This is a genomic window from Sphingomonas sp. 67-41 (assembly GCF_001899725.1).
GTDB classification, from domain to species: domain Bacteria; phylum Pseudomonadota; class Alphaproteobacteria; order Sphingomonadales; family Sphingomonadaceae; genus Sphingomonas; species Sphingomonas leidyi.
The window spans coordinates 90,545-114,791 of sequence record NZ_MKWJ01000011.1 but is presented as its reverse complement, the minus strand read 5'-3'; the positions used below and the strand labels follow the sequence as shown (position 1 = coordinate 114,791).

Here is a 24,247-nt window from a genome sequence, read left to right as displayed (position 1 = left end):
TCGCCATGAAGATCCTGATCGCCGAAGACGACCGCGAAACCGCCGATTACCTCGCCAAGGGACTGACGGAATCCGGCATGAACGTCACCGTCGTCGCGAACGGCCCCGATGCGCTGTTCCACGCGACGCAGCAGCAGTTCGACGCGATCATCCTCGACCGGATGCTGCCGGCGATCGACGGGCTCGCGGTGCTCCGGATGATCCGGGCCGGCGGGATCGCCACGCCGGTCCTGCTCCTCACCGCGATGGCGAAGATCGCGGACCGGGTCGAGGGGCTGGAGAGCGGCGCCGACGACTATCTGGTCAAGCCGTTCGCCTTTTCCGAGCTGCGCGCCCGGCTCAACGTGCTGATCCGCCGCCCCGCGACTTCCGCCATGCCGGCCGAAACCGTGCTGCGGGTCCGCGACCTCGAACTGGACCTGCGGCGGCGGCGCGTGACGCGCGGCGGAAGCCCGATCGATCTCCAGCCGCGCGAAGTGCTGATGCTCGAGGAGCTGATGCGCAATTCGGACCGGGTGATGACCAAGACGATGCTGCTCGAACGAGTCTGGGAGTTCGATTTCGATCCGCGCACCAACATCGTCGAGACGCATATCAGCCGGTTGCGCGCGAAGCTCAACGCCGGCTTCGATACCGATGCGATCCTCACCGTTCGGGGTGCCGGCTACACGATCCGCACCGAATGAAGCCGCATCTGCCCCGCTCCACCTTCGGCCTTGCCGCGCTCGCCAGTTTCGCGCTCGCCATCGCCACGATCCTGCTCGGCGGAATCGTCTATTTCGTGTCGCACGAGGCGCTGGAACAGCAGCTCGACCACCGCATCGCCGCCGAGACCGGCAGCCTGAAGGCCGTCGCCGAACAGGACGGGCTCGGCGCGCTCGCCATGGCCATTGCGCGGCGCGAGGACGGCCACAACACCAACGGGCTGGGCTATATGCTCTTCGCCGGTTCCGGCACCAAGGTGGCGGGCAGGTTCGACGCTGCCTTGCCGCGCCCGGGCTGGCACGAACTGCTGCCGTTCCACGATGCCCGCGAGGGCGCGAATGTGGCCCAGGCCCTGGTGACACCGCTGCAGGGCGGATATATGCTGGTGGTCGCGGCGGATCGCACGCCGATCGACGAGATCGACCGCTCCATCCTCATGATCTTCTCCGCGGCATTCGGCGCGATGCTGTTGATCGGCATCGTCTGCGCCTGGGGGCTCGGCTTCGTGGTCCGGCGACGCCTGGGACGCATCCATGCGACGGCGGAGGCGATCATCGACGGCGATCTGAGCCGCCGCGTCGATCGCGACGACGTCCCGAACGAATTCGACAGGCTGGCCGAGACGCTCAACCGCATGCTGGATCGCATCGGATCGCTGCTCGACAATCTGCAGCAGGTCACCACCGACGTCGCGCATGATCTGCGGACGCCGCTGGCGCGCCAGAAACAGATACTGGAAACCGCGCTCGAGACCGATCTCGACGCCGATGGCTATCGCGAAGCCATCCGCCGCGCCGCGGATTCGAGCGAGGAGATATTGAACATCTTCACGGCGATGCTGCGGATTTCGGAAGTGGAGACCTATCAGGTCCGCGAAGCGTTCAGGCCGGTCGATCTGTCGGAGGTGGCGGAGCGGGTCGCCGATGCCTTTCGCGCAAGCGCGGAGGCGACCGGCCACGAAGTCGCTCTCGATGTCGATGCGGGCGCGACGATCGCGGGCGACCGGCACCTGCTCGCGCAGATGTGCGCGAACCTGGTCGAGAACGCGCTACGGCATACGCCTTCCGGAACGCGGATCGCCATCTGCGTGCAGCGGCAGGCGGATGCCGTATGCCTTGTCGTTGCCGACACGGGGCCGGGCATCCCGCCTGCGGAGCGCGCCCGCGTCCTCCAGCGCTTCGTCCGGCTGGAGCGCAGCCGGTCGACGCCCGGGCACGGCCTCGGACTCAGCCTGGTGGCGGCCATTGCCCGCGCGCACTTCGCGGCGATCGAATTGTCGGACGCGGCCCCCGGCCTGCGGGTCGTCATCCGCTTCGACGGCTGAACCCGCCGTCCGGGGCCAGCCGCGCGGCAAGCGGGTGCGGCGGCCTCCTGACGAGGCCGCCGCACCTAGCTTCAGGCGAAGATCGCCTCGAGATCGGAAGGCGCGATGCCTTCCTTGAGCTGGCGCAGCTCGACATAGATGCTTGCCTGCACCGCCACCATTACCATGCTGCCGAGCGCCCCCACGGCGGCGCCGACGAACGCGGTCAGCAAGGCATTGCCGGTCGCGATCATCGCCGCGGTGAGGAAGCTCACCGGGATGCTGAGCACCCAGAGCAGGACGACGACGATCAGCATCGTCAGGAAGATGCGCCAGCGCGCGCCGCTGGTCAGCGCGGCGCTGCGGCTGAAAGCCTCGAGGATCCCCACCTTCTCCTGGACATAGGCCGGCGTGACCACCGCCCAGACCAGCCAGAGGATGACGCCCGGCACGATCAGCAGCAGCATGCCGATGCCGACGCCGATGCCGGCGATCAGGCCGATCGCTATCATCGGCAGGATCATGCTGATCCCCACCGCGAGAAGCGCGCCGAACTGCGGCGTCTCGCCCGAGAGGTGCATCACCGTAGCGCGGGTGAGCGCCGCCTGGAGGATCGCGCCGGTGACGATCGAGACCAGCCAGGTGAGGCCCGCCATGCCCCAATAGGAACCGCTGTAGAAGATCGCAGCGTCCGCTGCGCCGCCGTGCAGGTTGAAATTGATCGCCTGCCAATATCCCAGCACGAGCTGGGGCGTGCCCGCCAGCACCAGCGCAAGCCCGCAGAATAGCAGGAAATTCGACCCGATCGTTTCGAACGCGCGTGAAATGACCGCGCCGATTTCGTAGCGCGCTCCACCAAGATCCGCTTCAGCCATGATTTCCCCTCTTTCATCGAAGTGCAATCGACGCTGAGGAAAAACTGAACAAAAACGGGCGCAAAGTCCAGTCTTGCCGGGTTTCCTGCGGCGCGCTGTTCCGGTAGCACTGGGCGCGTGGGGGATTCGACGTGACCGTACAGGGATCGACTGCACAGTCCGTCGCCAGGGCGCACGAGGCCTTGCGCGCGCGCTCCGACATCCAGTTCGAGATGAGCGCGGCCAAGCCGCCCGAGATTCCGCCCTGGATGCGCTGGCTGGCCAGGCAGCTCGGAGAAGTCGCGCCCTATATGGGTTGGGTTCTTCTCGCCTGCGTGGTGATCGGCGCGGCGATCATTCTCTATCTCGTCGTCAGTTCGCTGATCCGCGCCCGGCCCTCGGGCGATGCCGAGGCCATGGCGACACGGGATGTCGCTGCCTGGCGCCCGAGCGAGAAGGCCGCGCGCGCGCTGCTTGCCGATGCCGAGGCGCTGGCGGCCCAGGGACGTTACGAGGAAGCCGTGCATCTGCTGCTCCAGCGCAGCCTGGAGGACATCCAGCGCCATCGCCCGCGCCTGCTCCGCCCCGCCCTCACCAGCCGCGAGATCGCGGGATCCGAATGGATGCCCGGCATCGTCCGCCGCGCCTTCGCCGCGATGGCCAGGCCGGTGGAGCGCAGCCTGTTCGGCGGCCGCAGCCTGGCCCGGGCCGACTGGGAGGAAGCGCGCGCCGCCTATGGCGAGTTCGCGCTGCCCGGAGCTTGGCGATGAGCAGCGAAGACACCGCCACGCCCTTCACTCTGCGCACCGCCCTGGTGCTCGTGCTGCTCGGCGTGGTCGGCTTCGTCGCCTTCCTGCTGCTCACCGCCTATGCCGACGACCTGCAACCCGCGCAGCGCCCGGGCAACCATGCGCTCGCCACTTCGGCGGTGGGCTTTGCCGGCGCGGCCGACCTGGTGCGGCGCGTCCACGGCTCGGTGAAGATGGTGCGGCGCGACAGCGATCTCGACACCAGCGACATATTGGTGGTGACGCTGGAGCCGACGACCAGTCCCGACATGGTGAAGCGGATCATCGATCGCCGCGCTTCGCAGCCGACGATCCTGGTGCTGCCCAAATGGCTGACCATGCCCCGACCCGACAAGCCGGCCTGGGTGAGGTCGTTCGGCCGCCTCCCGCCTCGCGAGGCCTCGCGGCAGATCGCCCAGGTCACCGAGGCCCAGGTGCAGGAGAACGCAGAGGGCCTCAGGACCATCTCGGGCCAGGCGCTCGAACCGGTGATCGGCGACGGGCATGGCGGCACGCTGGTCGCCACGCTGAAGAGCCAACCGACGCTGATCGTCGCCGACCCCGACCTGCTCGACAATCAGGGCCTCAAGACGCTTGCGGGCGCCGAGCGGGCGATGCAGCTCCTCGACTGGTTCGACGATGGCGATCGCGGCATCGCCTTCGATCTCACGCTCCACGGCTTCGGGAGCAATCCCAACCTGCTCAAGCTGGCGTTCGAACCACCGTTCCTGCCGCTCACCCTGTGCCTGCTGATCGCGGCGCTGCTCGCGGGCTGGCATGCGCTCATGCGCTTCGGCCCCGCCCTGCCCGAGAGCCGCGGCATCGCCTTCGGCAAGCGGGCGATCGCGGAGAATGGCGCGGCGCTGCTGCGGCTTGCCGGGCGGCGGCACCGCACCGGCGATCGCTATGCCGCGCTGATCCGCGACGCGGCGGCGGGCGCCACCGCCGCACCGGCCAACCTGCCGCCCGATGCGCTCGACAACTATCTCGACCGGCTCGACAAGCAGGGCGAGCCCTTCACTGCCCTCGCTTCCCGCGCGGGCCATGCCCAGGACACGCGCGCGCTGCTCGTTGCCGCCCGCGCGCTCTATCAATGGAAAAGGACCGTCACGCGTGAACATTGAGGAAGTGAAGGCGCTGGGCGACGCGATCCGCGCCGAAGTGGGCAAGGCCGTGGTGGGGCTGGACGAGGCAGTGGAGCTGATGCTCGTCGCGCTGTTCGCGTCGGGGCATATCCTGCTCGAAGGGCCGCCCGGAACGGCGAAGACCTTCCTTGCCCAATGCTTCGCGCGCGCGGCGGGGCTCGACTATGGCCGCATCCAGTTCACGCCCGACCTGCTGCCGGGCGACATATTGGGCTCCAACCTGTTCAATTTCCAGACGAGCCAGTTCACCCTGACGCACGGCCCGATCTTCACCGAGCTGCTGCTCGCCGACGAGATCAACCGCACGCCGCCCAAGACCCAGGCGGCACTGCTGGAAGCGATGCAGGAGCGCACCGTCACGATCGACGGGATCGACCACAAGCTCTCCGAACGGTTCATGGTGGTGGCGACGCAGAATCCGATCGAGAGCCAGGGCGTCTATCCGCTGCCCGAGGCGCAGCTCGACCGCTTCCTGTTCAAATTCGAGGTCGGCTATCCCAGCCTCGAACAGGAACGCGAGATCGTCGCCAAGCAGGGCAGCCGCTTCGGCATGCCCCGGCCCGAGCAATGGGGCGTCGCCCAGGTCGCCGACCATGCGACGATCAGCGCCGCGGCCGATGCGGTGGCGGCGAACCGGCTGGCCGACGAGGTGGTGGACTATGTCGTCCGCCTCGTCCGCGCGACTCGCGCCACCGGCGACCTCCAGATCGGCGCGAGCCCGCGCGCGGGCGCCACGCTCGCCGCCGCGGCGCGCGCGCATGCCGCGCTCGACGGGCGCGACTTCGTGCTGCCCGACGATGTGAAGAAGCTCGCCCCCGCGGCCCTGCGCCACCGCGTGATTCTCTCTCCCGCTGCCGAGATCGACGGCCGTACCGCCGACGCAGTGATCGCGGGCCTGGTCGAGCAGGTCGAGGCGCCGCGTTGATCCGACCCAGCATCCGCTGCGTGCTGCTGACGGCCGCGGGAGCGCCGCTGGCGCTGCTCGTCGGCGTATTCGCGCCGCAGCTCTGGTTTGCCGGGCTGATATGGGTGCCGATGATGCTCGCCTTCGCCGCGGTCGACGCCCTGCTCGCGCCGCGCGCGCCGGTGCTGAAGGCGTCGTGCCCGGGCGCGATCGAGATCGGCGCGCCGCTGATCGTCGAGGTGATGGTGGCGGACCGGCCGATCGACGGGCTGGAGCTCGCGGTGGCGACGGGGCCCAGGCTGGCGCCGCGCGCCGAGGGGCGCATCCGGCTGGCGCGCGGCGAGAACCATGCCGCGATCGCCTTCCTCCCCGTGCGGCGCGGCACCGACAAGGTGGAAGCGCTGTGGAGCCGCTGGACCGGTCCGTTCGGCCTGATCTGGCGGCAGCGCGTGGAGAAGCTCGACCGGCTGGTGGTGATCACGCCGGACATCCGCCCCGTGCGCAATTCGGCCCATCTGCTGCTGCGCGACGCGCAGATGGGCGAGATGGCGCGCGTCGATCGCGGCGAAGGCAGCGAGTTCGAAGCGCTGACCGAATGGCGCTCGGGCATGGAGCGCCGCACGATCGACTGGAACCATAGCGCCCGCCACCTTCAGCTGCTCGCTCGCGAGAACCGGATCGAGCGCAACAACCAGATCGTCTTCGCGATCGATACCGGCCGGGTGATGTGCGAGCCGGTCGACGGCCTGCCGCGCGTCGACCGGGCGATCACCGCGGCGCTGCTCGGCGCCTATGCCGCCTTGAAGCTCGGGGACCGGGTGGCGCTGTTCGGCTTCGATTCGCAGCCCCGGGTCGCCTCGGGCGCGGTGTCGGGCACCCGCGCCTTCCCGCTGATGCAGCGGCTCGCCGGGCAGCTCGACTACAGCACGGCCGAGACCAACTATACGCTCGGGCTCGCCACGCTGGCGGGCGACCTCACCCGGCGCTCGCTGGTGGTGATCTTCACCGAGTTCACCGATCCCACCGGCGCCGAGCTGATGCTGCGCGCCGCGGTGAACCTGCTGCGCGGGCACCTGGTGCTGTTCGTGATCCTGGCCGATGACGAACTGGAGGCCTTGGCCGCGGCAGAACCGATGGCGATCGACGACGTCTCGCGCGCGGTGATCGCCGCGTCGATGCTGCGCGAGCGCCGGATCGTCCAGGCGCGGCTCCGCCATGCCGGCATCCATGTGCTGGAAGCGCGGCACGACCAGGTGGGGCCGGCACTCGTCCGCCAATATTTCGATTTCAAGCGGAGGAATCTGCTGTGAGCGGCGCCGCATCGTCCCAGTTCGCCAGCGCCCGCTTCCGCGAGGCGCGCACCGTCGACTGGCTGGAACTGGAGCAGCGCATCCTCCAGATCGAGCGCGGCCGTGCCGGATCGCTTTCGGACGAGGACCTGTTCGAGCTGCCGGTGCTCTATCGCGCCGCGCTCTCCTCGCTCTCGGTAGCGCGCGAGACATCGCTCGACGCCGATCTGGTCGCCTATCTCGAGGCGCTGTGCGCGCGATCCTATTTCGTGCTCTACGGCGTCCAGCCTCCCCTTCGCCGGCGCATCGCAGCATTCTTCGGGGCAAGCTGGCCGCTGGCGCTGCGCAGCCTGGCACGCGAGACGCTGATCGCGGTGCTGATGATGCTGCTCGGCGGCATCGCCGCCTATTGCCTGGTTGCCAGCGATCCGAGCTGGTATCATTCGATCGTGCCCGAGGGATTGGCCGGCGGACGGGGGCCGCAATCGAGCGCGGCGGAGCTGCGCCAGGGCCTTTATGACGGCGGGGGCGACGACAGCAACATGCTCGGCGCCTTCGCCACCTATCTGTTCACCCACAATGCGCAGATCGCGCTGATGTGCTTCGCGCTGGGCTTCGCATTCGGCGTGCCGACATTGCTGCTGCTCGTCTACAATGGCTGCATCCTCGGCGCCTTCCTCGCGGTGTTCGTCTCCAAGGGGCTCGGGCTGCCGCTGGCCGCATGGCTGACGATCCACGGCACCACCGAACTGTTCGCCATCGCCATTGCCGGCGCGGCCGGGCTGCGCGTGGGCATGGCGCTGGCCTTTCCAGGCAAGCTCTCGCGCACCGCCGCCACCGCCAGGGCCGGGCGCACCGCCGCCTTCGCCATGATCGGCGTGGTGCTGATGCTCGCCGTGGCCGGGCTGCTCGAGGGCGTGGGGCGGCAAACGATCACTTCGGACCTGATCCGCGTGGCGATCGGCGGCGCTGCGCTGCTCGGCTGGCTGCTCTATTTCTACGTGATGCCGGTGCGCAGCGGTGACCTGGATGGCTGAGGCTCGCGCGACGCAGGGATCGGGCCGGCAGCGGGGCACCGACCGCCGCACCTTCGTCACGCCCGAAGGCGTGGACCTGAAGCTCGACATCGCCACGATCGGCGAGCGCGCCGGCGCCTTCATGCTCGATCTGACGGTGATCGTCCTCACGCTGGTGGTGCTCACCATCGTCCTGCTGCTGGTGCTGATGGGCACCGGAAAGGCGCTGGCGCAGATCCTGCTGATGATCTGGCTGCTCGGCTTCTTCGCGCTGCGCAACGGATATTTCGCGATCTTCGAGCTGGGCCCGCGGGCGGCGACACCGGGCAAGCGGCTGATGCGGCTGCGCGTAGTGGCGCGCGACGGATCGCGGCTGCGCGGGCACCAGGTGGTGGCGCGCAACGCCATGCGCGAACTGGAACTGTTCCTCCCCCTATCCTTCCTGGCCTATCAGAGCTCCGCCGGGATGGCGACTTTCGCCACCGGCCTGTTCGGCCTGCTCTGGACCGGCATCTTCCTGCTCTTCCCCTTCTTCAACCGCGATCGGCTGCGCGTGGGCGACCTGATCGCCGGCACCTGGGTGGTGCGATTGCCGCGCCGGAGCCTGAACCACAGCGTCGCGTCGCGCGCCGAGCCCGAACAGGCCCGCTACGCCTTCACCGATGCGCAACTGAGCGTCTATGGCGAGTTCGAGCTGCAGAAGCTGGAGGAAGTGCTGCGGCGGAACGACGAATATTCCATGATCGTCGTCGCGCGGACGATCCGTGAGCGGCTCGGCATGGCCGGCGTCGAGGGCGACGAGCATGGCTTTCTCGAAGCCTATTACACTGCGCTATGCCAGCGATTGGAACGCAACATGCTGTTCGGCAAGCGCAAGAAGGACAAATATCAGCACTAGCTGGCGAATAGCTGGCCAATGTCACGGAATGCCTTGAATTCCAGTGCGTTGCCGGCAGGGTCGAAGAAGAACATCGTCGCCTGCTCGCTAGGCTTGCCCGGGAAGCGGATATGCGGCGCGATCGCGAATTCGGTGCCCGCGGCGCGCAAGCGCCCGGCAAGCGCCTCCCATTCCTCCCATTCGAGCACCAGCCCGAAATGGGGCACGGGCACCGCGTCGCCATCCACGGAGCCCCGCGCCTTCACGCCCGCGCCTTCCGCCTTGTGGACGACCAGCTGGTGGCCTCGGAAATCGAAATCGATCCAGTGGCCGGGATCCTCGCGCCCCTGCGGGCAACCGAGCGTGCCGCCATAGAAGGCGCGCGCCGCCTCGATATCGTCGACGGGGATGGCGAGATGGAAAAGCGGCACGGTCATCCGAGCGAGCATAGAAAGGCCCGGGCGATTGCGGAAGACCGTCAGGGCGGGTGATGGAAACCGGTTTCCATAGCTCGGCCACGGCTCTATGTCGGGCATATGACTCCAGCCCTGTTCCGTATCGCCCTCGAGGACAGCACCGCCACGACGCTACGCGACATGGCCGCCGGGGAGGAAGCGCTGGGCGTCACGCTCGCCGGACCGGTGGCGAAGGGGCACAAGGTCGCCGTGAAGCCGATCGCGGCGGGCGACCCCGTGCTCAAATTCGGTTTTCCGATCGGCATCGCCACCCGCGCGATCGCACCGGGCGAACATGTCCACACCCATAATGTCGCCACTGCGCTCGGTGGCAGCGGCGACTATGCCTTTGCGCCGGCCGCGCACGACGATGCTCGGGTCGAGGGGCCGGCGTTCCTCGGCTATCGCCGCGCCAACGGCCGGGTGGGCACCCGCAACGAGATCTGGGTGATCCCCACCGTCGGCTGCGTCGCGCGTACCGCACAGAAGATCGCCGAACGCGCCGCGGCGCGGCATGCGGGCAAGATCGACGGCATCCACGCCTTCCCCCATCCGTTCGGCTGCTCGCAGCTGGGCGACGACCTGCAAGGCACTCGGGCGATCCTCGCCGCCCTGGCCAGCCATCCCAATGCGGGCGGCGTGCTGATCGTCGGGCTCGGCTGCGAGAACAACCAGATCAAGGGCATGCTGGAAGGGATCGACCACCCCAATCTGCGCACCCTGGGCGCGCAGATGGCGGAGGACGAAGTCGAGGAAGGCGTGGCGCTGGTTGCCGAGCTGGTGGCCGCCGCGGCCGCCGAACGAACCCCTGCCCCTCTCTCCGAGCTGGTGCTCGGCGTGAAATGCGGCGGTTCGGACGGCTTTTCGGGGCTCACCGCCAATCCGCTGGTCGGGCGCATGGCCGACGCAGTCACCGCGGCGGGCGGCACCGCGATCCTCACCGAGATTCCCGAGATATTCGGCGCCGAGCAGCTGCTGATGGCGCGCGCCCGCGACGAAGCGGTGTTCGAAGCGATCGTGGCCCTGGTCAACGACTTCAAGGCCTATTTCACTCGGCATGGCGAGCCGGTCTCCGAGAACCCTTCTCCCGGCAACATCGCCGGCGGCATCACCACGCTCGAGGAGAAGTCGCTCGGCGCGGTGCAGAAGGCCGGGCACGCGATCGTCACCGACGTGATCCCCTATGGCGGGCGCGTGCGGCACCACGGCCTCACGCTGCTCGAGGCGCCCGGCAACGACGCCGTATCTTCCACCGCGCTGGCGGCGGCGGGCGCTACGGCGATCCTGTTCACCACCGGGCGCGGCACCCCGCTCGGCTTCCCGGTGCCGACGATCAAGATCGCCTCGAACAGCGACCTGGCCGCGCGCAAGCCCGGCTGGATCGATTTCGACGCCGGCCAGGTGCTCGAACTGGGCATGGATGCGGCCGCCGGCGCGCTGCTGGAGACGATCGCCGCGATCGCATCGGGCAGGGAAACCGCCGCCGAGCGCAATGGCGAACGCGAAATCGCGATCTGGAAGCGCGGCGTCACGCTCTGACGGGCGGAGATTTTCTCAGGGATTGAAACATCTCCGTTTCGAAACGGGCGAGTCATGACTGTGCGGCCCGTCGGTTTCTGTTAACCATATCGCGCGCGACTCAGGGGGAATAGCGTGGCGATCATTCTGGCTTCGATCGGCAATCTGGCAGCGGGCGCGGCGCATGCCGTGGCCGTCCGGCCGATCAGCGCGGAGGCGATCTACTGGCCGGCCTGGATCCTGGTAGGCGGCGTGTTGATCGCGCTGCTGATCGTCATCGGCGTGCTCGCGTCGCTCAAGGCCGCGCTGCTCGCCAAGCCGAGGAAGCGCGACGAGGAATTCACCCGCATGCTCTGCAAGCAGGTGTGGAAGCACACGGCCACGGTCACCGACATATTCGCGCAGCGCCTGCGCCAGCCGCAGCGCGACCTGGTGACGCTGCGGGTTCTCCTCCGCCTGCTGCGCGAGGACATCGCCGGGCCGGTCAACTTCGTCGAACAGATGCGCCCGCACGCGCCGGCGACCTGGCCGGACTATGAACTGTTCGCCGCCTTCAACAATTGGGGCGGCCAGATCTGCGCAATGGAATCGCAGCTGGCGGACATGCAGCAGATGCTGAGCTATCCGGCGGTGAAGGAGCCGGTGGATGCGCACCGCGACGCGATGCTTGTCCATTTCTATGCCACCGAGCAGGTGGCGATGGGCCAGACCGTGTCGACGCTCGGCAATCATGCGATAGCGGTGTGCGAGGCGGCGAAGAAGGTGCTGAAGAAGGCACCGGGCGGCTTCCGCTTCGGCGGGGGCGATCACGATCCTGACGAACAGGATCATGGCTGCCCCGCCTGCGGCGCGAGCCAGCATGGCGTCTATGCCGGCGCCAATGCCCGCGACCTGTTGCCGCTGCCTGCCCTGCCCGATCTGCCCGAGAAGCCGAAGAAGAAGGAAGAGGCCAAGCCCGCGGCGCAGATCTGCGGTTGCGCGACGCCCCGGCCCTGCCGTTGCGCCCCGGTGCCCTGCGCCTGCGCGTGCAGCTGCAAGACGGCGAGCGCTCCGGCGCCGGCCCATCCCTGATCGTTTCGGCGACGACGGAACATTGCTGCACTGCGATAAACCGGAGGCGCGGGGCATTGAAGCGTTAACCCTCCTCCCGTAGGTTCGCGCGCAGGGGTTTTCCGGGTGGGTTGATGACCGAGTTTATCGTCTTCGCATATGCGATGCTGGCAATGTTCGTGATCCAGTCGATGCAGCGCAACAAACGCGCGCAGCGCGCCGATTCGCAGATGGTCACCATGGTCGGCTGGGGGTTGTTCTCGCTCTCCTCCACGCTGGCGGTATTGCTCGGCGCGGTGGCGCTGGCGCTCGCACTGGGCGCCAATATCCCCCTTCCCCCGGGCTTCGAAGCGCCGCTATCCTGAGCGGCATGCCGCTCTACGAATTCGCGGGGCATCGCCCCCAGCTCGCCGAGGATGCCTGGATCGCGCCAAGTGCCGACCTGATCGGCGATGTGCGCCTGGCCGCGCTCGCCTCGATATGGTTCGGCGCGGTCATCCGCGCGGACAACACGCCGATCCTGGTGGGCGCCCGCTCGAACATCCAGGACGGGGCGATGCTCCATTCCGATCCGGGGGCGCCCTGCACCGTCGGCGAGGACGTGACCGTGGGCCATCACGCCATCCTGCACGGCTGCACGATCGGCGACCGCACGCTGATCGGCATGGGCGCGACGATCCTGAACCGCGCGGTGATCGGCGAGGATTGCCTGGTCGGCGCGGGGGCGCTGGTGACCGAGGGCAAGACGTTCCCCGCCGGCCATCTGATCGTCGGCTCGCCGGCCAAGGCGATCCGGCCGCTCGACGACATGCAGAAGGCGCTGCTCAAGGCCAGCGCCGCGCTCTACGCCGCCAAGCAGCGCGAATATGCCGCAGGACTGAAACGGGTCGACTGATCCGCCGCCTGCCGCTTGGACAATCGTCATATTGCCGTTCTAGCCCGGGCCTCTTTCGAGTCGGGTCGGGGGTCGTGATGGGTTTGTTCGACTGGTTGAAGCGCCGCGCCAGGGCACAGGCTCCGATGCCGGCACCGGTCGCGCTACCGGCCCCTGCCGCTGCGCCCGAAATGGAGCCCGAGGGCCTGTGGCAGACGGGCGTGGAGGCCGATCGCCTCTGGGTGCGCGCTCCCGAAGGCGATCGCCAGGCCGTGACGCTCGAGGCGCTCGCGGCAGTCGCGATCGAGACCAGCGATACCGGCCCCGACGGGCGCGGCGCCTGGTGGCTGTTCTACGGGCCGGACGAGGATGTCGCCTTCACCCTGCCGCTGGGCGCGCGGGGCGAAGGTGCGATGGTCGAGCGGATCGCCGCACTGCCGGGCTTTCGCCACGATGCCTATGCCACCGCGATTCGATCGGCCGACATCGATACCTTCGTGATCTGGCAGCGGCCGTTCGACTAATTGTCGAGGCGACGCGTCACCTCATAGCCTGCCTTGCGCAAGGCCATCACCGCGGCGAGCGCCTGGTAATGGCTCTCCTGCCCCTCCTCATAGAGCTTGCCGCTCTGCAGGGTTGCGGCCTCGATCGCCTTGCGAACGATGACGTACATCTCGTTGGTGACCATATGGGGCTCCCCGCGGCCGTTGCGTGGAGCGACAATGGGGAATCGCGCCGCTCGCTTCAATAGGGGTACGGCCGAGTCGGCCCTGTCACCGGAATGATTGCGCCGCGTGCAACCATGCATGCCGTAGCGTCGCCGGCATCGGGCTGGACGGCCATTCCGGTTTCGCTACAAAACTGGTCCATGGCTCTGCCCCCGCTCTTCGATCGCCTGCGCCTTCCCGTCATCGGATCGCCGCTGTTCATCATCTCGGTGCCCGACCTGGTCATCGCCCAGTGCAAGGCGGGGATCGTCGGCTCCTTCCCGGCGCTCAACGCCCGGCCGGACACCAGGCTCGACGAATGGCTCCACCAGATCACCGAGGAACTGGCCGCCTGGGACCGCGATCATCCGGACACGCCGGCGGCGCCCTTCGCGGTCAACCAGATCGTCCATCGCTCCAATCCGCGCCTGGAGCATGACGTGGCGGCCTGCGCCAAGTGGAAGGCGCCGATCGTGATCACGTCCCTCGGCGCACGGCCCGAGCTCAACGACGCCGTGCATGGCTGGGGCGGCATCACGCTGCACGACGTGATCGACGATCGCTTCGCCCACAAGGCGATCGAGAAGGGCGCGGATGGGCTGATCCTCGTCGCGGCCGGCGCCGGCGGCCATGCCGGGCGCCTCAGCCCCTTCGCGCTCGTCCAGGAAGTACGCGAATGGTTCGATGGGCCGGTGGTGCTCTCGGGCGCGATCGCCAATGGCCGCTCGGTGCTGGCCGCCCAGGCGATGGGCGCCGACCTCGCCTATATCGGCTCGCCGTTCATCGCCACCGACGAGGCCAATGCCGCGCCCGCCTACAAGCAGGGCATCGTCGAAGGGACCGCGGACGATATCGTCTATTCGAACCTCTTCACCGGCGTGCACGGCAACTATCTGAAGGCGTCGATCGTCAATGCCGGGCTCGATCCGGACAATCTCCCGGAAAGCGATCCCAGCGCGATGAACTTCGGCGGGGCGAAGGCCTGGAAGGATATCTGGGGATCGGGCCAGGGCATCGGCGCAGTGCATGCGATCGAGCCTGCCACGGCGAAGATCGAACGGATGCAGCGGGAATATGCCGCAGCCAGGGCGGCGCTCTGCGGCTGAGCGGGCGCTGCCCGGCCCAGGCCGGCGTGCCGAGGATCAGAAAGCGGCGGCCAGCCGGTCCATCATCGAGCGCGCGGGGCTTTCGATCGCCGACGCCTCCCCCAGCGACTCGTCGAGCCGTGCCACGCGGCGATACAGGTCGATGCTGGTGTTGATGATCGCCACCGCCTGGGGCGGCATTGCGTCGAGCAGCGCCTCCTCGGTTTCGGGCGCGTCGCCAAGCCGGCGCGAGGAGGCAAGCGCGTCGTGCGGCGTCAGTTCGCCGGCATCGACCGCGCGCTGGGTGAGCAGCCAGGCGATGATGTGCATCAGCCGCGTCGTCACCTTGAGCGACTCGCAGGAGAAGGCGACTCGATTCAAGGCCTCCAGCGCTTCGCGCTCGTCACGGCCCAGTTCGTCGAAATAGGCGCGCGCCTCGTCGGCCAGCAGCATCGCCTCGACATAGAGCGTGTCGATCAGCTTGCGATGGATCGTCGTCGTGCCCTGTTTGCCCATGAAAACAACGCTGCCACAGCCCGCATGGTAACGAAATGCTTAATTTCGCAGTGATTTCGTCCCGATCCGGATCAGGCGATAATATCGGGGATCAACTGGTCCTCGAGCTGCACGATCTCGTCGCGCAGCATGAGCTTGCGCTTCTTGAGGCGCGCGATCTGGAGCTGGTCGGAGGTGCCCGTCGCGAGCAGCGCGTCGATCGCCGCATCCAGGTCGCGATGCTCGGTCCGCACCGCTTCGAGCCGTCGCACAATCTCTTTCTCGTCCATCGCGAAAGCCCCCGTAGCGGGATCTCCCTGCACCAGCCCGAGAGGCTCCGCAACGGATCATCGCGCTATTTCCGCATGCTGTCGATTAGCCGCCGGTTAGCCGCGTTTCCCCCGCGACAAAGCTGTGGAAAAGTGATCTAGTCGCAGGTTCCGGCCACCCGAAGAAGGAGACTGCTTCGATGCAGAACGCGCATTTCTCGGCACTTTCGGCCAAGCACTCGGTGCTCGACCAGCGAATCGCCGCCGAATCGCAACGGCCCCGCCCCGACCAGATGGTCCTGGCTTCCCTGAAGAAGCAGAAGCTTCGCATCAAGGAAGAAATGGCGCGCTAGAAGCGCCGCGCAAAAGGGGTGTGGCCCAAGCCGCACCCCGACTGCGCGAAATCTCCGAAACCTGGTTCCGAAAAGATTCGAGCCGATGGATATCCGGCTCGGAAAGACGTCAGCGGCGCGTGAAGATCGGCTTCACGAAAGTCGGCGTCTGCGTGCCCCCGCCCACCGGCTTGCGGGCGAGCAGCGGGTCGATCGGCGTGTCGAAGGCAATGCCGACGCGGCCATCGGTCGCCCAGGCGATGCGGCCGCTGACCCAGCCCACGCCGCGCACCTCCACTTCCACCGGCGAGCCCCGTTCGATCGGCTGCGTATATTCGGCCATCAGCCCGCCCTGCGAAAGATTGCGCACGCGCACCTGCTCGTCCGGGCGCCCCGCCACGCGGAACTGCGCGGCCAGCATCAGGCTGTCGCGCGAACCGTTGCGCTGGCTGGCGGCGAAATCGTCCGCCGAGAGCGCAGTGAGAGGGTCGAAGGGAAACTGGTCCATCATGTCGCTCGAAACGCAAGGAGTTACGCGCGCAGAATAGAGCAGCAAACCTTGTCGAAACCGTAAACGAAGGCGTCGAAACCGTAAACGAAGGCCGAAAATGTGCCTCCGCCGCCGAACGGAGGAGGCACAAAAAAGGAGGCCCTCAGCCCCCTGTCATTCGTCCCGCGATACCTTCTCGTTGCGCTCGTGGCGTTCCTGCGCCTCGACGGTCATCGTCGCGATCGGCCGCGCTTCCAGCCGGCCGAGGCTGATCGGCTCGCCGGTCACCTCGCAATAGCCATATTCGCCGTCCTCGATCCGGCGCAAGGCCGCGTCGATCTTGGAGATCAGCTTGCGCTGGCGATCGCGCGTGCGCAGCTCGATCGACCAGTCGGTCTCGCTCGACGCGCGATCGGTGAGATCGGCCTCGCGCAGCGAGTCGGTCTGCAGCTGGTTGAGCGTCCCCGCGGCCTCGCGGTAGATGTCGTCCTTCCACGCGTTCAGCTTGTTGCGGAAATATTCCAGCTGGCGCGGGTTCATGAAGGGTTCGTCGTTGCTCGGCCGATAGCCGTCGTCGCCGTCATTTGCGGCGGGAGGAACGCGTTTACCCGGTTCGTCGAAGCGATCCAAAACAGTAGCCATCCCCACTCTCCACTACGGTCCTCAGTAAGGCCCGAGCCATACGGAGACCGTTTGCCCTGCGCGGCCCTATACTTACGCGCGGCGGCGTTAACAAGCGCGCCGTCATTTTAATCCACAGGCGTAATACCCCGTAAATGGAGGGAAATTAGCAGCGGGTGAACCGCGGCCCGATCCATCGGAAATTAACCGGGAATGTTCATGAACCGGCGGCCACGAAACACTCGCTTCGTGCCGAAGTAGAACATTAACCACGCCAACAGAAATCCGGGGCGCGAAAAATACGCGCAAATATGGTTAAGTCGCCTTAACGGCATTGCACTTAACAATTTGTTTTGCACTTTTCGCGCATTGACGAGTGTGAAGCTGCTGACGGTCCCGCGGGGAGCGACACGCCAGCAACGGGAAGAGTGGGAACAATGTCGGTTCGCATGGCCTTGGCTAAACTGTGCGCCTGCACTTGCGGGGGCGCGGTGATCGGCGGCGGTGGCGTCTACGTCACCGAACGCATCCATCAGCCGCGCGTGGTGAAACACGTCACCGTCACGAAGAAGCGCGTCGTGAAGCGCACCGTGGCGCGTCCGGTGAAGCGAGTCGTCAAGCGCACGGTCACCACCACTACCCAGGGCCAGCCCCAGGTCGTCGTCGTCACTGCGCAGGGCGCGCCGATCCCGGTGCCTCCGCCCTATGGCGAGATGCCGGTGGTTTCGTCGAGCAGCAGCGGCTCCTCCTCCTCGGGCGTGATCGGCGGCTCGGGCGGCGGCGGCTTCATGGGCGGCTTCTTCGCGGGCGGCTTCTTCGGCGGGTCGACCAGCTCCGGCAGCTCGAGCGGATCCAGCGGCATCAACATCGAGATCTCGTCGTCCAACTCCTCCTCATCGGGCGGCTCGACCTCCACCTCGACCGGCGGTTCGTCGACTTCCACGTCTACCGGCGGCTCGTCCACCTCCACATCGAGCGGCCAGATCAGTTCGACATCGACCTCGTCGTCGAGCGGCGACGTCTCGTCCTCCACTTCGACGAGCTCGAGCACCTCGTCGTCCAACAGCTCCTCGACCAGTTCGTCCAACTCGTCTTCGACATCGTCCTCGTCGAGCGGCCATTGGAGCAATTCGAGCGGCTGGAGCTCGAACGGCGGGCACGGATCGAGCAGCCATGGCGGCTGCCGGCGCGACTGCGGCGGCAGCAGCTCGGGCGGACCGGCGCCGGTGCCGGCCCCACCGATGATCCTGCTGTTCGGCGGCGCCGCGGCGGCGCTGGTCGCCCGCAAGCGCTTCCTGAAGAAGAAGGCGCCGGACGCGCAGCCGGAAGGCTGAGCCACCCTATTCGGCGTTGATCAGCGCTTCCTCGATCTGCGGGACGGTGTGGCGGGTCAGGTCCTTGGCGATCTCGGCCGTCAGGCGATCGCTCACTTCCTTGTGATAATGTTTGCGCAGCGCTCCCAGCGTGCGCGGCGGGGCGACGATGATCAGCGATTCGAATTCGTTGCGCAGCGCCCGCGCCTTGAGCAGAGCCGCGGCGTCGGCCGCGAAGCGATCCTCCTCCAGCTGGTGGAAATCGGTCTCCTCATAGGCGCTGCGCCGCGCGCCGACGCTCTGGAAGGAACGGCCGGGCGCATCGCTCGCCTGCTCGCCATTGGCCGGGTTCTCCTGTTCCTCCTTGCGCTCCAACTGCAGGTTCGGGCGCAGCGCATCGCCTTCGTTGCGCAGCATCAGCAGCTTGCGACCATCGGCAACCAGAACGATCGCATCACGGGGAACCCGCATATCCTGTCTCCTTCGTTGATCCTGCCACACTGAACGCTGCCACGCGCGCCAGGGTTGCGCGCGGGCGGGAGCCCGGTCATACGCCCGGCCATGCACGATATCCGCGCCATCCGAGAGAATCCCGCTGCCTTCGACGCCGGCTTGGCGAAGCGGGGACTGGAACCGCAGGCGGCCGAGCTCGTCGCCCTGGACGAGAAGCGCCGCGCCCTGATCACCGAGCTCCAGGCCGGCCTGGCGCGCCGCAACGAAGCCTCGAAGGCGATCGGCGCGGCCAAGGCGACGAAGGACGAAGCCACCGCGGCGGCACTGATGGCCGAAGTGGCCGGCCTCAAGGAGCGCCTGCCCGCGCTCGAGGCCGAGGAGAAGGAAGCCGGCGAGGCGCTGGAGGCCCGGCTCGCGAGCCTGCCCAACCTCCCGTATGACGACGTTCCCAAGGGCGCCGACGAGGATGACAACGCCCTGATGGCAACCGTCGGCGCGCCGACCGTCCTCGCCTTCCCGGCCAGGGAGCACGACGCGATCGGCCCGGCGCTCGGGCTCGATTTCGAAACGGGCGCGATGCTCTCGGGGGCGCGCTTCACGCTGGTGCGCGGCGCCGCCGCCAAGCTGCACCGCGCGCTCGGCCAGTTCATGCTCGATGCGCTGGAGGCCCAGGGCTATGAGCAGACCATCCCGCCGCTGCTGGTGCGCGACGAGGCGGTGTTCGGCACCGGCCAGCTGCCCAAGTTCGCCGAGGACCTGTTCCGGACCACCGACGGCCGCTGGCTGATCCCCACCGCCGAGGTGAGCCTCACCAACATCGTCCGCGAACAGATCCTGGCCGAAGAGGAGCTGCCGCTGCGCTTCACCGCGCTCACCGCCTGCTTCCGCTCCGAAGCCGGCGCCGCGGGCCGCGACACGCGCGGCTTCATCCGCCAGCACCAGTTCGAGAAGGTCGAGATGGTCTCGATCACCACGCCCGAACAAAGCGAAGCCGAGCATGAGCGCATGACCCGGTGCGCCGAGGGCCTCCTCACGGCGCTCGGCCTGCCCTTCCGCCGCATGAAGCTGTGCACCGGCGACATGGGCTTCACCGCCGCGCGCACCTATGATCTGGAGGTGTGGCTGCCCGGCCAGGGCCGCTACCGCGAGATCTCGTCCTGCTCGACCTGCGGCGATTTCCAGGCGCGCCGGATGAACGCGCGCTGCCGCCCGGCGGGCGAGAAGGCGACCCGCTTCGTCCACACGCTCAACGGTTCGGGCCTGGCGGTGGGGCGCACGCTCGTCGCCGTGCTGGAGAACTACCAGCAGGAAGACGGATCGGTGGCGATCCCCGAGGCGCTGAAGCCCTATCTCAACGGCCTGAACCGGCTGGGACCGGCAAACTGAGCACCTCCGCATTCAGACGTACCTGACGTGCGCGGAAATGCGCGATATGGTACGACCGGATATGGTTAATTTGGGGGTCGGGATGATGGGGGCAAGGCCGATGGCGCCGCTGGCGCTGCTGATGCTGGCCGCCTGCATTCCGCAGACCGGCGGCGGCTATCGCGACTCCGGCTATGACCGGCCCGCGCCCCGCCAGGACCGCCACTCGCAGCCCCAGTCGCAACAGGATGGCTGGGAACGCCCCGCGCTCGGCAACGAGCAGGACGTCCGCCGCCTCCCTGCCCCGCCGCCCGCCTGGCAGGCGCGCAAGGTACAGGCGGATTCGCGGGTCGTGGCAGGCAGCAGCTACACCGTCCAGCCGGGCGATTCGCTGCGTTCGATCTCGATGAAGACCGGGGCCGGATCGGAAGCGATCGCCCGCGCCAACAACATCCCCTCGCCCTTCGTGATCCGCGTCGGCCAGAAGCTGGCGATCCCGGGCGGCCGCTATCACCTGGTCCGCGACGGCGAGACCGGCATCGCCATCGCCATCGCCTATGGGGTCGACTGGTCGCGGATCATCGCAGTCAACGACCTGGAGGAGCCGTACATCCTGCGCACGGGCCAGCGGCTGCTGATCCCCGACACGGCGTCGCCTTCGGGCCGCCCCGAGACGATCGAGCAGCGCGCGGCGCGTTTCCATCTCGACCTGGGCGTCGACGATATCGTCACCGGCGGCCAGCCCGCCATCGCCGAGAAGGCCAAGCCGGCCCAGCCGACCGCCTCCTCGGCCCGCGTGCTGTCGCCCACCACCCCGGTGGCGGCGCCGGCCCGGCTTGCCGGCGGTTTCCAATGGCCGCTCAAGGGCACCGTGATCCGGCGCTTCGGCCCCGGCGCGAGCGGGGAACGCAATGACGGCATCAAGATCGCCGCGCCGCTCGACACGCCGGTGCTCGCCGCGGCGGATGGGGTGGTCGCCTATGTCGGATCGGACATCCCGGCGCTGGGCGGCCTGGTGATCCTTCGCCATGGCGATGGCTGGACGACGGTATATGGTCATGCCGGCCAGCTGCTCGTGCAGCGCGGCCAGGCAGTGAAGAAGGGCCAGATGATCGCGCTATCCGGCAATTCGGGCTTTGCGGACCGCCCGGAACTCCATTTCGAGATCCGCCAGGGCCGCAGCCCCGTCGATCCGCTGCCGAGGCTGCCCGCGCGCTGATGGCGCTCAGGCCGCCTTCCACGCTGAAGCGCAAGTCGAGCTTGCCCGTCTGGGCCTCGATCGGATGGCGGGTGCTGGCGGTGCTGGCCCTGCTCGCGCTGGCGGTGGGCGTTCACTGGATCGAACGCGACGGGCTGAAGGATTCGGCCGACGGGCATGTCAGCTTCCTCGACATCCTCTACTTCACGTCGATCTCGATAACCACGACCGGCTATGGCGACATCGTGCCGGTGAGCAATTCGGCGCGGATGTTCGACGCGTTCGTCGTCACGCCGATCCGCATCTTCGTGGTGCTGCTCTTCCTCGGCACCGCCTATAATTTCGTGCTCAAGCGCACCTGGGAAAAATGGCGTATGGCAGTGATCCAGCGGACCCTTTCGGGGCACATCATCGTGGCGGGATACGGCACCACCGGTTCGGAAACCGTGGACGAGCTGATCGCGCGGGGCCGCAATCCGGGCAACATCGTCGTGATCGACCAGAGCGAAGCCAATATCGCCCGTGCCGAGGAGCGCGGCTGTATCGTCCTGCAGGCGGATGCGACGCGCGACCAGGTGCTCCAGGACGTGCACATCGCGAGCGCCGAATCGATGATCGTCTGCGCCGGGCGCGACGATACCTCGATCCTGATTACGCTCACGGCGCGGCACCTCGCGCAAGCCGTGCCGATCAGCGTGATCGTGCGCAACGAGGACAATGAGCTGCCGGCGCGGGCGGCGGGCGCGACCACGGTGGTGAACCCGGTGAGCTTCGCCGGGCTGCTCCTGGCCAGTTCGTGCCAGGGCCGCCACCTTGCCGACTATCTGACCGACCTCGCCTCGATCCACGGCACGGTCGAGCTTGCCGAGCGCAAGGTGCGGCCGGAAGAGGTCGGCAAGCCGCTGTCGGCGATCGCGACCGGCCTGGGCGTCCGCATCTATCGCGGCGGAGTGGCGCTTGGCCACAAGGCGCCCGAAGCGCACGCGCTGCAGGCCGGAGACACGATCCTGGAGATCGTGACCGGCTAGACGCTCGCGCGCGCCTCGTCGCACTCCTCGCAGCCGTCCTCGGCGCCGTGGAGGAATAGCAGCGGATCGGCCCGCACCTTCTCCGCCGCGATCCGCACCAGATCCTCGGCATCCATCAGCCGTGCCTCGGCATGGCCGACCCTGCCCTCGCGCAGCAGGCCCTCCGCCTTCAGCCAGGCATTGGCCAGCTCGAACTTCTCGCAGCAGCTGTCATTCTCGCCGTAATGCACTTCGGCGCCACTGGCATCGATATAGTGGAAGTCGCTGCGATAGGGCGCGCCGCCGACGAGCTCGGCCAGGTGCAGCATCGTATTGGCGTGATGCCCCACCCCGAGCAGCAGCACCTGCCCGCCGGCCTGGCGAATTCGGTCGATCGCGCTGCCCGGCGCGGCGGGCGGCAGCACGAACGGGCCGCCGGCGATCCACTCGGCCTGGGGCCCGCGTGCCGAGACCGCGTCGAAATGCGCGCTGCGCAGCACGCCGGGCATACGCCAGAACAGGTCGGCGACGACGCCCAGATCGTCGCGATTGGGCGTGGCCGCCGGATCGAAGGGCGCGTCGTCATCGCCGGTCGCCGAGGGCATGGCGAGCGTGCCCTCCGGTCCCAGCACCTCGGTGAGCGCTTGGACCAACCCCTCTGGACCGCCCTCGACCGGACGCACGGCGCGATAGCTCATATGGACGAGCAGCACGCCGCCTTCGCGCACGCCCAGCGCGCGCAGCTGCGCGTGCAGCGTCTCTCGGGAAATCATCTCCATCCTGTCCTGATGCCATTCCGGGCGGGCGCCCGCCATACCCGAGAGGCTAGCCGGCGGCGGGAATCCGCCCCTCCAGGGCGATGTGCCTTCCGGAAGCATCCGCCCTGCTTCGATCCATCGCCCTGGAAAGCTGCCGGAGGCCGGCCGGAATTTCCCGGAAGCCGAACTTCCCCAGCAATTTCAGCCGCGCCAAGACTATTCCAGCAGCAGGGTGCCCCGCATCGGCGGCACGCTCCAACAGGGGCCGCACTTCCCGGCAAGTCGCGGCGCTACGGGATCGCTTCAATCGATACCATGCGAGCCAGAAGCACGCCGGAACGAAATCCTGCTCGGCACAGTCTCGCAGCAGCGTGTCGCAAGTATCGAAATGACCATGGCGGGCCAGCAGCTTGGCGTAGCCGATCGTCGCCGCCCAGGAACCGGCCTCGATCGCGCGGCGATACTGGTCCTGCGCCTGCCCGAAATCGGCAGCGACGACAGTCCCGCGTTCATAATAACCCGCGACCGCTTCCATCGCCCAGGGCATTCCCGACTCCGCCAAGTCGAGGAATGTGCGCAGGGCCGCTTCGGGATCCGCGTCGAAGATCGCAAGCGCGGCCTCCGCCCGCTCGCGCGTCTCCACGGGTGCTTCGAGCCAAAGCGCATAGTCATTGGAATGCGCGCGTTCCCAGTCACCGGACTGTTTCCAAAAGGAGTCCGCCAGCCCGGCACCGAGCCAGCGACACAACCATGCGCACAACTTGCAGGCCACCGTCCAGGCTCCTTGCCGCCCCGCACCAATGCTTGCGCAACCAGGCTACCAGCTGCTTGCAACCACGTAAATGAAGGGGATGACAGGCGTCGCGGTCCGGATGCGAGGCCAAGAGGATTGGATACCCCGGGAAACCGCGCCGGCTCCATCTTGACCGCTGCCCCATCCCGGCCATGGTCGCGCCATGCCCGAAATGCTCTTCGCCCGCCTCGTCCCGATCCTGCTGCTGATCGGCTCGAACGTCTTCATGACCTTTGCCTGGTATGGGCATCTGAAGTTCAAGCAGGCGCCGTTGCTGCTCGTCATCCTGGCAAGCTGGGGCATTGCCTTCGTCGAATATTGCCTGGCGGTGCCGGCCAATCGCTGGGGCAGCGCAGTCTATTCCGCGGCGCAGCTCAAGGCGATGCAGGAAGTGATCACGCTCACCGTGTTCGTCGGCTTTTCGCTCCTCTATCTCGGACAGAAGATCACGGTGAATCACTTGATCGGCTTCGCGCTGATCGCGGCGGGCGCGTGGCTCATCTTCCGCGCGCCCGGCTGACCCGGAACGCGGGCCGAATCGTCCCCGGACAGCACCGGCCTAGCTTTTTCGGCGAAAATCCCT

31 protein-coding genes are annotated in these 24,247 nt (G+C 67.7%); 19 read left to right on the top strand and 12 right to left on the bottom strand.

Translation table 11 applies throughout. The features are described from left to right. Positions 1–5: 5 nt before the first annotated feature. A complete protein-coding gene (locus BGP17_RS06320) occupies positions 6–686 on the top strand; it encodes a response regulator transcription factor (protein WP_167298577.1) in 681 nt (226 codons plus the stop codon). Then, positions 683–2,029 carry a sensor histidine kinase gene (locus tag BGP17_RS06315; protein ID WP_286711390.1) on the top strand — a complete coding sequence of 449 codons (1,347 nt, stop codon included), beginning with the start codon at positions 683–685 and terminating at the stop codon, positions 2,027–2,029. The genes BGP17_RS06320 and BGP17_RS06315 overlap by 4 nt, the downstream gene beginning before the upstream one ends. 71 nt (positions 2,030–2,100) lie before the next feature. On the opposite strand, the gene BGP17_RS06310 is transcribed toward BGP17_RS06315, so the two are convergent. Next, the gene (locus tag BGP17_RS06310) at positions 2,101–2,883 is read right to left on the bottom strand and encodes a DUF7847 domain-containing protein (RefSeq protein ID WP_167298575.1); all 783 of its coding nucleotides are present in this window, start codon (positions 2,881–2,883) and stop codon (positions 2,101–2,103) included. A 131-nt stretch (positions 2,884–3,014) separates the two neighbouring features. Here BGP17_RS06310 and BGP17_RS06305 point away from each other — a divergent pair, with 131 nt between their 5' ends. From BGP17_RS06305 to BGP17_RS06280, 6 genes are read left to right on the top strand one after another with little or no spacing between them, the layout of a single operon-like run. Beyond that, complete coding sequence (locus BGP17_RS06305) at positions 3,015–3,632, top strand: hypothetical protein (protein ID WP_167298574.1); 618 nt, start codon at positions 3,015–3,017, stop codon at positions 3,630–3,632. Next, on the top strand, positions 3,629–4,774 hold the full coding sequence (locus BGP17_RS06300) for a hypothetical protein (protein WP_286711389.1): 1,146 nt from the start codon (positions 3,629–3,631) through the stop codon (positions 4,772–4,774). The genes BGP17_RS06305 and BGP17_RS06300 overlap by 4 nt, the downstream gene beginning before the upstream one ends. Further along, positions 4,764–5,720, top strand: a complete 957-nt coding sequence (locus BGP17_RS06295) for an AAA family ATPase (RefSeq protein ID WP_286711388.1) — start codon at positions 4,764–4,766, stop codon at positions 5,718–5,720. The genes BGP17_RS06300 and BGP17_RS06295 overlap by 11 nt, the downstream gene beginning before the upstream one ends. After that, the gene (locus BGP17_RS06290) at positions 5,717–7,009 is read left to right on the top strand and encodes a DUF58 domain-containing protein (RefSeq protein ID WP_286711387.1); all 1,293 of its coding nucleotides are present in this window, start codon (positions 5,717–5,719) and stop codon (positions 7,007–7,009) included. The genes BGP17_RS06295 and BGP17_RS06290 overlap by 4 nt, the downstream gene beginning before the upstream one ends. After that, the gene (locus BGP17_RS06285) at positions 7,006–8,025 is read left to right on the top strand and encodes a stage II sporulation protein M (protein ID WP_167298570.1); all 1,020 of its coding nucleotides are present in this window, start codon (positions 7,006–7,008) and stop codon (positions 8,023–8,025) included. The genes BGP17_RS06290 and BGP17_RS06285 overlap by 4 nt, the downstream gene beginning before the upstream one ends. Next, positions 8,018–8,902, top strand: coding sequence for an RDD family protein (locus tag BGP17_RS06280; protein ID WP_167298569.1), 885 nt, complete (start codon positions 8,018–8,020; stop codon positions 8,900–8,902). Before BGP17_RS06285 ends, BGP17_RS06280 begins: the two co-directional genes overlap by 8 nt. Here the strand turns inward: BGP17_RS06280 and BGP17_RS06275 are convergent. Further along, the gene (locus BGP17_RS06275) at positions 8,899–9,318 is read right to left on the bottom strand and encodes a VOC family protein (RefSeq protein WP_286711386.1); all 420 of its coding nucleotides are present in this window, start codon (positions 9,316–9,318) and stop codon (positions 8,899–8,901) included. The two genes, BGP17_RS06280 and BGP17_RS06275, sit on opposite strands and share 4 nt — an antisense overlap. Before the next feature lie 99 nt (positions 9,319–9,417). On the opposite strand from BGP17_RS06275, the gene BGP17_RS06270 reads away from it, so the two are divergent. The 5 genes from BGP17_RS06270 (at position 9,418) to BGP17_RS06250 (ending at position 13,302) form a co-directional block, all read left to right on the top strand. Then, a complete protein-coding gene (locus tag BGP17_RS06270) occupies positions 9,418–10,875 on the top strand; it encodes a UxaA family hydrolase (protein ID WP_286711385.1) in 1,458 nt (485 codons plus the stop codon). A gap of 114 nt (positions 10,876–10,989) precedes the next feature. Further along, on the top strand, positions 10,990–11,925 hold the full coding sequence (locus BGP17_RS06265; RefSeq protein ID WP_286711384.1) for a hypothetical protein: 936 nt from the start codon (positions 10,990–10,992) through the stop codon (positions 11,923–11,925). A 113-nt stretch (positions 11,926–12,038) separates the two neighbouring features. Continuing rightward, positions 12,039–12,269 carry a hypothetical protein gene (locus BGP17_RS06260; protein WP_167298565.1) on the top strand — a complete coding sequence of 77 codons (231 nt, stop codon included), beginning with the start codon at positions 12,039–12,041 and terminating at the stop codon, positions 12,267–12,269. A 5-nt stretch (positions 12,270–12,274) separates the two neighbouring features. Beyond that, positions 12,275–12,799, top strand: coding sequence for a gamma carbonic anhydrase family protein (locus BGP17_RS06255; RefSeq protein ID WP_086130850.1), 525 nt, complete (start codon positions 12,275–12,277; stop codon positions 12,797–12,799). Between the two features lie 77 nt (positions 12,800–12,876). Beyond that, entirely contained in the window at positions 12,877–13,302 is a 426-nt protein-coding gene (locus BGP17_RS06250; protein WP_286711383.1) for a hypothetical protein, read from the top strand. Here BGP17_RS06250 and BGP17_RS06245 read toward each other — a convergent pair. After that, the gene (locus BGP17_RS06245) at positions 13,299–13,466 is read right to left on the bottom strand and encodes a hypothetical protein (protein WP_167298563.1); all 168 of its coding nucleotides are present in this window, start codon (positions 13,464–13,466) and stop codon (positions 13,299–13,301) included. The two genes, BGP17_RS06250 and BGP17_RS06245, sit on opposite strands and share 4 nt — an antisense overlap. A 180-nt stretch (positions 13,467–13,646) precedes the next feature. Here BGP17_RS06245 and BGP17_RS06240 point away from each other — a divergent pair, with 180 nt between their 5' ends. Then, positions 13,647–14,591 carry an NAD(P)H-dependent flavin oxidoreductase gene (locus tag BGP17_RS06240; RefSeq protein WP_167298562.1) on the top strand — a complete coding sequence of 315 codons (945 nt, stop codon included), beginning with the start codon at positions 13,647–13,649 and terminating at the stop codon, positions 14,589–14,591. 36 nt (positions 14,592–14,627) lie between these two features. Here BGP17_RS06240 and BGP17_RS06235 read toward each other — a convergent pair whose 3' ends face one another. Further along, on the bottom strand, positions 14,628–15,086 hold the full coding sequence (locus tag BGP17_RS06235) for a DUF1465 family protein (protein ID WP_286711382.1): 459 nt from the start codon (positions 15,084–15,086) through the stop codon (positions 14,628–14,630). A gap of 71 nt (positions 15,087–15,157) precedes the next feature. Then, positions 15,158–15,355: a YdcH family protein gene (locus BGP17_RS06230; RefSeq protein WP_137862129.1), complete on the bottom strand. Its 198-nt coding sequence runs from the start codon at positions 15,353–15,355 to the stop codon at positions 15,158–15,160. Positions 15,356–15,534: 179 nt separating this feature from the next. Between BGP17_RS06230 and BGP17_RS06225 the strand changes: the two genes are divergently transcribed. Continuing rightward, on the top strand, positions 15,535–15,687 hold the full coding sequence (locus tag BGP17_RS06225) for a YdcH family protein (protein ID WP_078103281.1): 153 nt from the start codon (positions 15,535–15,537) through the stop codon (positions 15,685–15,687). A 109-nt stretch (positions 15,688–15,796) separates the two neighbouring features. On the opposite strand, the gene BGP17_RS06220 is transcribed toward BGP17_RS06225, so the two are convergent. The 5 genes from BGP17_RS06220 to BGP17_RS06200 form a co-directional block, all read right to left on the bottom strand. Beyond that, the gene (locus BGP17_RS06220) at positions 15,797–16,174 is read right to left on the bottom strand and encodes a PilZ domain-containing protein (protein ID WP_167298560.1); all 378 of its coding nucleotides are present in this window, start codon (positions 16,172–16,174) and stop codon (positions 15,797–15,799) included. A 156-nt stretch (positions 16,175–16,330) separates the two neighbouring features. Further along, a complete protein-coding gene (dksA, locus tag BGP17_RS06215) occupies positions 16,331–16,798 on the bottom strand; it encodes an RNA polymerase-binding protein DksA (RefSeq protein ID WP_086130855.1) in 468 nt (155 codons plus the stop codon). A gap of 511 nt (positions 16,799–17,309) precedes the next feature. Further along, entirely contained in the window at positions 17,310–17,447 is a 138-nt protein-coding gene (locus BGP17_RS06210) for a hypothetical protein (protein ID WP_179188339.1), read from the bottom strand. A 33-nt stretch (positions 17,448–17,480) separates the two neighbouring features. Then, positions 17,481–18,116: a hypothetical protein gene (locus BGP17_RS06205; RefSeq protein WP_286711381.1), complete on the bottom strand. Its 636-nt coding sequence runs from the start codon at positions 18,114–18,116 to the stop codon at positions 17,481–17,483. A 1-nt stretch (position 18,117) separates the two neighbouring features. Next, positions 18,118–18,561: a host attachment family protein gene (locus tag BGP17_RS06200; RefSeq protein WP_167298558.1), complete on the bottom strand. Its 444-nt coding sequence runs from the start codon at positions 18,559–18,561 to the stop codon at positions 18,118–18,120. A gap of 90 nt (positions 18,562–18,651) precedes the next feature. On the opposite strand from BGP17_RS06200, the gene serS reads away from it, so the two are divergent. From serS to BGP17_RS06185, 3 genes are all read left to right on the top strand, one after another. Continuing rightward, positions 18,652–19,929: a serine--tRNA ligase gene (gene serS, locus BGP17_RS06195; protein ID WP_286711380.1), complete on the top strand. Its 1,278-nt coding sequence runs from the start codon at positions 18,652–18,654 to the stop codon at positions 19,927–19,929. A gap of 61 nt (positions 19,930–19,990) precedes the next feature. Then, positions 19,991–21,127, top strand: a complete 1,137-nt coding sequence (locus BGP17_RS06190; protein ID WP_286711379.1) for a peptidoglycan DD-metalloendopeptidase family protein — start codon at positions 19,991–19,993, stop codon at positions 21,125–21,127. Beyond that, positions 21,127–22,134 (top strand): potassium channel family protein, encoded by a 1,008-nt coding sequence (locus BGP17_RS06185; RefSeq protein WP_286711378.1) that lies wholly within the window; start codon positions 21,127–21,129, stop codon positions 22,132–22,134. The genes BGP17_RS06190 and BGP17_RS06185 overlap by 1 nt, the downstream gene beginning before the upstream one ends. On the opposite strand, the gene BGP17_RS06180 is transcribed toward BGP17_RS06185, so the two are convergent. Further along, a complete protein-coding gene (locus BGP17_RS06180; RefSeq protein WP_286711377.1) occupies positions 22,131–22,928 on the bottom strand; it encodes an AAC(3) family N-acetyltransferase in 798 nt (265 codons plus the stop codon). The genes BGP17_RS06185 and BGP17_RS06180 overlap by 4 nt on opposite strands. 10 nt (positions 22,929–22,938) lie before the next feature. Next, positions 22,939–23,643, bottom strand: a complete 705-nt coding sequence (locus tag BGP17_RS06175) for an SEL1-like repeat protein (RefSeq protein WP_286711376.1) — start codon at positions 23,641–23,643, stop codon at positions 22,939–22,941. Between the two features lie 184 nt (positions 23,644–23,827). Here BGP17_RS06175 and BGP17_RS06170 point away from each other — a divergent pair, with 184 nt between their 5' ends. Beyond that, positions 23,828–24,184: a DMT family protein gene (locus tag BGP17_RS06170; protein WP_286711375.1), complete on the top strand. Its 357-nt coding sequence runs from the start codon at positions 23,828–23,830 to the stop codon at positions 24,182–24,184. Positions 24,185–24,247 lie beyond the last annotated feature (63 nt).